Source organism: Devosia sp. (assembly GCF_030689745.1).
Taxonomy (GTDB): domain Bacteria; phylum Pseudomonadota; class Alphaproteobacteria; order Rhizobiales; family Devosiaceae; genus Devosia; species Devosia alba.
In genome coordinates this window covers 1-5936 of sequence record NZ_JAUYGL010000013.1, presented here as the reverse complement: position 1 = coordinate 5936, position 5936 = coordinate 1, and the positions used below count along the sequence as shown (strand labels likewise).

The 5936-nt window shown below is 56.8% G+C and carries 3 protein-coding genes; 1 reads left to right on the top strand and 2 read right to left on the bottom strand.

The window, feature by feature from the left end:
• Window positions 1–1208: SWIM zinc finger domain-containing protein (locus Q8O80_RS01245; protein WP_305576090.1), on the bottom strand; the 1208-nt coding region annotated here is incomplete at its 3' end.
• Window positions 1209–1352: 144 nt separating this feature from the next.
• The gene (locus Q8O80_RS01240; RefSeq protein ID WP_305576088.1) at window positions 1353–1904 is read right to left on the bottom strand and encodes a hypothetical protein; all 552 of its coding nucleotides are present in this window, start codon (window positions 1902–1904) and stop codon (window positions 1353–1355) included.
• Between the two features lie 481 nt (window positions 1905–2385).
• Here Q8O80_RS01240 and Q8O80_RS01235 point away from each other — a divergent pair.
• Window positions 2386–5936 (top strand): DUF4011 domain-containing protein (locus Q8O80_RS01235; protein ID WP_305576086.1); only part of this gene is annotated, 3551 nt, incomplete at its 3' end.

The window sequence follows — 5936 nt, the reverse complement described above, 5'->3', positions numbered from 1 at the left end:
TCATAGAGAAATCGCAGCGACAGACAGGGAAGAGTGACAGATGTTCGCCCGTATCGGTAAAGCCCCTCATAGGCATTTGCGGATGCCAGCGTCAGCTGCGCCTGTCGTGTCCGGGCGGGCCTCCGCGTCGCATCCGGAAGTGTCGGCCGCGGCAGCGCCAATCCGCCGAGCCGCTGCGGCAGTGATGCCCCCAGTCGAGCCATATCCTCGCGCGCAATGACCGGGCAGGATCTGACCAGCCGGATCAAATCCAGTCCAGGCACTTGTGCCAGTTCGCCGATCGTCTTGCAGGTTGGGTCAAGCCAGATACCGGATTGCCCGAACCGGGCGACATGCAATGCCGATCCATCAGGGGCAACAAACGCTAACCTTGATCCACCGTCATCGCCAAGGCTCCATCCCAGGTTGAGCGGTATGATCTCGTCGGTCCAGGCAAGCTGAGCTTCGGCGCTGGCTTCAGCCAGAGCGCGTCCGGTATTGCAGATCTCAGCCAGGAGAGATGTGTCGAGCTGATCCGCGGCACGCAATACATCAGGAAGATCGTAAGCCGCGTAGCCTGTTTGGCCGGTGAGACGGCGCGAGCGGGCCAGGCGGCTCAAAAGATCAAGATCCACCGGTCGGAAGAAGCCGGGCAGGGGCTTCGCTCCGCGCAGCTGATAGATCACATCATAACGCCGGATTGCCTTGTTCAACCCGGTGCCTTGGGCGTTCATTCTTCCCTTGCAGATATCGATACGCAATTCGCCTTGTGTAAAATCGGTGACGTAGAGCAGCCTGTCCTTGACCGTTTCGGGGTAGTCTTCGGGGCGTTCTTGGGGGGCAGGGGCGGCATCTTGGTCTCGCGACGCTGGGCTATCCTGAACCTGGCGAAGCCAATGGTGTACCGCAGCCGGTACCGTCGCCGTCGCGGTAATGTTCCGCCCCGGTGTGCGCCCTCGGGCATTATATTCCATGAGGGCGGCCACGACATGTTTGCAGTTGAACGACACCGGGCAACTGCACAGTCCCAATACCTCGCCATTGGGTTTGCGGGCTGTGGCAGGCTTGATCTGGATTGATTGGCGATAGGTTGTGCCCTTGCCATTATGAACCCGTGCCTCCAGCCCTCCGTCTTCGTCCGGAGCAACCGATACCACATGCCCCGCGCGCTGATAGGTCCTGCCGCGGTCAAGGGTCGCGCTGTCAAAATGTGTCTCAAACGAAATCAACAGTCGGCCCCTCGTTGCGTGATCCTGATTGCATACACCTGGCCCTGTTCGCAACAAGCGGCAAGGATCGGAACGGTAATGACGGTACCCTGCAAACTCCCAACCGGCCGAAGAAAACCTGCGGCCGGTTGCAACGATTGATTGTCAGGTCGGACGAAAGCGCCCGCTCGGCAGGCCGGGAAGTACTTGTTTCCAGAGCGTGGACTCGAACGCTGCTTTGTTTGCGAACAAGCTACTCTGAAGCGGGGGGCTACAAAGGATACCGAAGAGCCCTGTGTCTTTCATTGCCTTATAAACGAACGCGTCGTTAAAGGTCACTCCGAAGTAGATAACATCTTTTGTGTCCGTCCAGGTAAGGTCGATGGCACGACCCTTCATCTCGACGAGCCAGGCGTGCTCGTAGAAATCGCCAGAATCCGCAAAGAGTGCATAACCCTCCGCATAAAGATAGGGGACTGGGTCGTCAGCCAGATAGGGGTAACGCGCACGTGTGCAGTTGCAGTAGCAGAGGCCCATCTGCCCCATTGGAAGCCACTCGGGACGATGCTTGACGGGCGGATAGAACCGACCGTACTGCAAGAGGGCGCCAGCACGTCCAAACTCCCCTTCAAGCGCCGCCATTAGGCGGAGCATCTCCAGAAGAGCTTCATTATAAGCGGTGGCCTCGGAAGATTTAACACGCGACACAACAGACATAGTCTCTCCTTTGCAGTTCTGCACATCGTTTCGTTCATCAGTCATTGGGAAACGATGGCAGGACCGTGAGAGCCGGTTTGTCCGCCGCTGGCTTCTTTGACGACGTGCCGAAGTTCCACTTGCACTCTCACATGCGCCGGGACAGCAGTGTCGTAACTGAGTAAATAGCCACATACACAGAAAAAACAATCGTACTATTGATAATACATTCTTTGAATTACATATTCATCATATTTATAGTTAACATAAATACGAAAATTTTCCTTTTGCTGAATTTTTGTAATACGATATTTAATCTGGTACCGAATTACGTTGTTTGCAGCGATAGTGGCAGAGTGCGGTCTGAAAAAATTCGGTTTAACGAACCAGCCCCGAAGCTTTCTCTGTTCTTGTGCGACCTGCCGACTCACAGCGCTGGACCTTAGATGGCATATGTTATTTGATGCACACTTCAAGTTGGATGGGGGAGATGGTGCAATCAATGGACATCGGTGATCACGACGAACCGCAGGTGGAGGAGATCGAGATGGAGCCATCCGTATCGATCGTCCCCGATGTCGTCGGCGCCATAAATTATGCCTCTTGGCAGAACTCTGTCCCTATTCTCAGATCCATAGAAATTAGCAATGACACCGCCGATATTCTCAACGGCTTGCGGCTTGAGCTGGTAGTCACTCCGGCGTTCTGTAAGCGCAAGAGCTGGACAATCGATAGGATATCGCCTGGCGACAGTCTGAGAATTTCTGATCGGGCTATCGAGCTCGATCCCGACTTTCTTGGAGGACTCAATGAAGCCGAACGCGGGCAGGTGAGCTTTCGCCTGTTTTCGGCCGATCAGTTGATCGCCGAGCGAACCGAGGAAATCCGTCTGTTGGCAAGGGACGAGTGGGGTGGGTTCGGTGCCATGGCGCCGCTGCTTGCAGCGTTCGTGATGCCGAACGACCCGGGTGTTGCCCGGATCATAAAGGAAGCCGGCAATTCCCTTGCCGCTCACGGTCATTCTTCTGCCCTGGACGGTTACCAGAGCCAAGACCCCAGACGTGCTTATATGCTTGGCGCGGCTTTATGGTCCGCAATCAGCAAGCTGCGGTTGACCTATGCCGAACCACCCCGCAGCTTTGAAAAATACGGCCAGAAGGTTAGGCGCCCGACGACAATCGTTGATGAGGGACTGGCCACGTGCCTCGACACCAGCCTGTTGTTTGCAGCTGCTCTTGAAGCCGTGGGTCTCAACCCGGTGATCCTGTTGCTGGATGGTCATTCCTTCGCCGGCTTCTGGCTCACGCGAAAGACATTCCCGAACCTGATCGAGACCGATCCGGGCGAAGTGCGGAAGGCGCTGGCCGGTAATGAGGTTGTTGTGTTTGAAACCACCTCCATCACACACAATCCTCCCTTCACCTTCGATGATGCAAGAAGCATTGCCCGCGGTCTCCTGTCTGAGGAGGAAGATCGGTTTGTTGCCTGCATAGACGTAGCGCGCGCTAGGCAGGCGCAGATCAAGCCGATGGCCTCGCATCAACGGTCGGTAGGGGGCAGTGTTGAAACCGGGGCAGGGGATGAGGCTACCTCCTTGCCGCTGCCACCATTGCCCGATTTCTCCTCAATGCCTGCCGACAGCGCGGAAGAAAAGCCGACCACCGCAGCTGGCCGCATTGACCGCTGGCAGCGAAAGCTGCTTGATCTTTCGCTGAGAAACCGGCTGTTGAACTTCAAGGACAGCAAGCAGGTAATCCCGTTTGTTTGTCCCGATATTTCCTTTCTCGAAGACCGGCTCGCCGATCAGGCGCGCGTTCGCATCATCTCGCTGCCGGAGCAGAACCCGATTGGAGACCGGGATGAAAAGCTGCATTTCCAGGCAACAGGGAAAGACCTCAACACCGAATTTGCGCTGGCCGCGCTTCAGCGCGATGAATTGTCCTCACCGTTGGCGGTCAAGGAGCTTGATGGCCGCCTGACCGAGCTCTACCGGCGGGCGCAGAACGATATGGCGGAGGGCGGGTCCAACACCCTGTTTCTTGCGGTCGGGTTTCTCCGCTGGAAGCGATCGGCCGACGATGTAAAATCCTACCGCGCTCCGTTGTTGCTGGTGCCGGTGAAGCTGGAACGCAAGAGTGCGTCGTCGCGGTTTCACATCCTCCACCACGAGGACGAGGTCCGATTCAATTCGACACTGCTCGAATTGCTGAAAAAGGATTTCGATCTGCCATTACCGCAGTTCGAGGGCCCTCTCCCAACAGATGATAGTGGGACCGATGTTCCGCTGGTTCTCGAAATGGTGCGCCGCGCGGTGCGCGAGATTCCAGGGTACGAAGTGGTCAACGAGTCAGCGTTGTCGACCTTCTCTTTCGCCAAATATCTGATGTGGAAGGATCTGGTCGACCGGACGGATCAGCTTCGGCAGAGCCGGGTGGTGCGGCATCTCATCGACAACCCGGACACAGCATTCGAAGCCGGAGTCGCGACGGCGTTTCCAGCGGAACGGGACATCGACGTCAAATATGATCCAAAAGAACTAGTGATGCCGCTAGCTGCTGATTCCTCGCAACTGGCAGCAACCATGGCTGCCGCCGAGGGCCACGATTTCGTTCTTATCGGGCCGCCAGGCACCGGCAAGAGCCAGACCATTGCCAACATGATTGCCCAATGCCTGTCCGAGCGAAAGAGCGTGCTCTTCGTTGCCGAAAAGACGGCGGCGCTGGGCGTGGTGCATCGCCGACTGCAACAGCACGGGCTCGGTGCCTATTGCCTCGAAATACATTCCAACAAGGCCGAACGGAAGAAATTCATAGCCCAGTTGAAAGAATCCTGGGAGGCTGGCACAGGTGATAATGGCAAGGAATGGATCAAGATCAACGATCGGCTGCGCATCCGCCGTGATGAACTGAACGCTTACGTCGAAGCGTTGCACCGACAAGCCCCGAGCGGATGGTCCATCTTCAAGGCCATGGGCGTGTTCGTCTGCGGAAAAGACGCCTATGCGCCGGACTTAAAGTGGCCCGAGCCTGTCCAGCACGATAGCCAAACATACCAAAGGCTGACCCAGCTTATTGACGAGATTGGGTTAGTGTTCCGGTCTGTCCCCTCAGACAAGTGTTTGCGTTTTATTGATGTGGCGGACTGGTCAGCAAGCTGGGAAATCAGATTCCTGACGCAAGTTGAGCAGATTTCGAGAGCGGCTTCCGATCTGCAGCCGTCGCTGGAGGCATTTTCGGCGGCGCTGGGACTGGAGCCGAAAACGGACTGTTCGGTGACGGATCTGAACGAACTGGCGGCCATAGCCTCGTCGCTACAATCGGCGGCCGGCAAGAGTTTTGGCGTTATTTTCGACCGAAGTTTCAATGAGCTCAAAACCTCAATCGGAAACGTCGAGACGGCGATCACTCAGTTCAAGGAGGCCGAGGCGAGATTGGGCGCAGTCTATGCCGATGAGGATTTGGCCCGCATTCCGGTCGATCAGCTTGATCTGGACTGGCGGCAAGCCAACGCAAGGAGCTGGCCAAAATCGCTTTTGGGCAAGAGGCGTGTTCGGAAATTGCTGCAATCCTATGCGAAATCAGGCACAGCCGACCCGGATCGCGATCTTCGGCTATTGCGGACCATGAAGATGAACACCGATGAGGTTGCAAGCAGCCCCTTGCGGATTCACTCACCCGGTTGGCAGGGCATCCATTCGGACGTTGCGGCGATATCTGCCTATTTCGATCAGGCGGCAGCGATGCGGACGGCGCTGATGCGGCTGGGGCAGTCGGCTGGCTCGGTGAAGACGGTGGCTCAATCGGTCGCGCCGTGTCTGATGAGGGGCGACGTCGATCACCCGCTGCTGGCACAGGCGCGAAGCTTCCTGAAAATGCGGGAATCCTTCACGCGCGAACTGAAGGCCTATCGGGATTTGGCCGGCGCCTTTCCATTTGATCCGGCGAGCAAGACGATGCTGGCCGATATTGCCGTTGCGATGCGCGACATCAGGGCCAGTCAACCTGCACTTCAAACATGGACGGCATGGTGTGCGACACGCAAAAAAGCAGTAGC

Excerpts from the sequence above, each read along its gene's own strand:
- Q8O80_RS01240 (WP_305576088.1), bottom strand. The coding sequence starts at position 1,904 with ATGTCTGTTGTGTCGCGTGTTAAATCTTCCGAGGCCACCGCTTATAAT.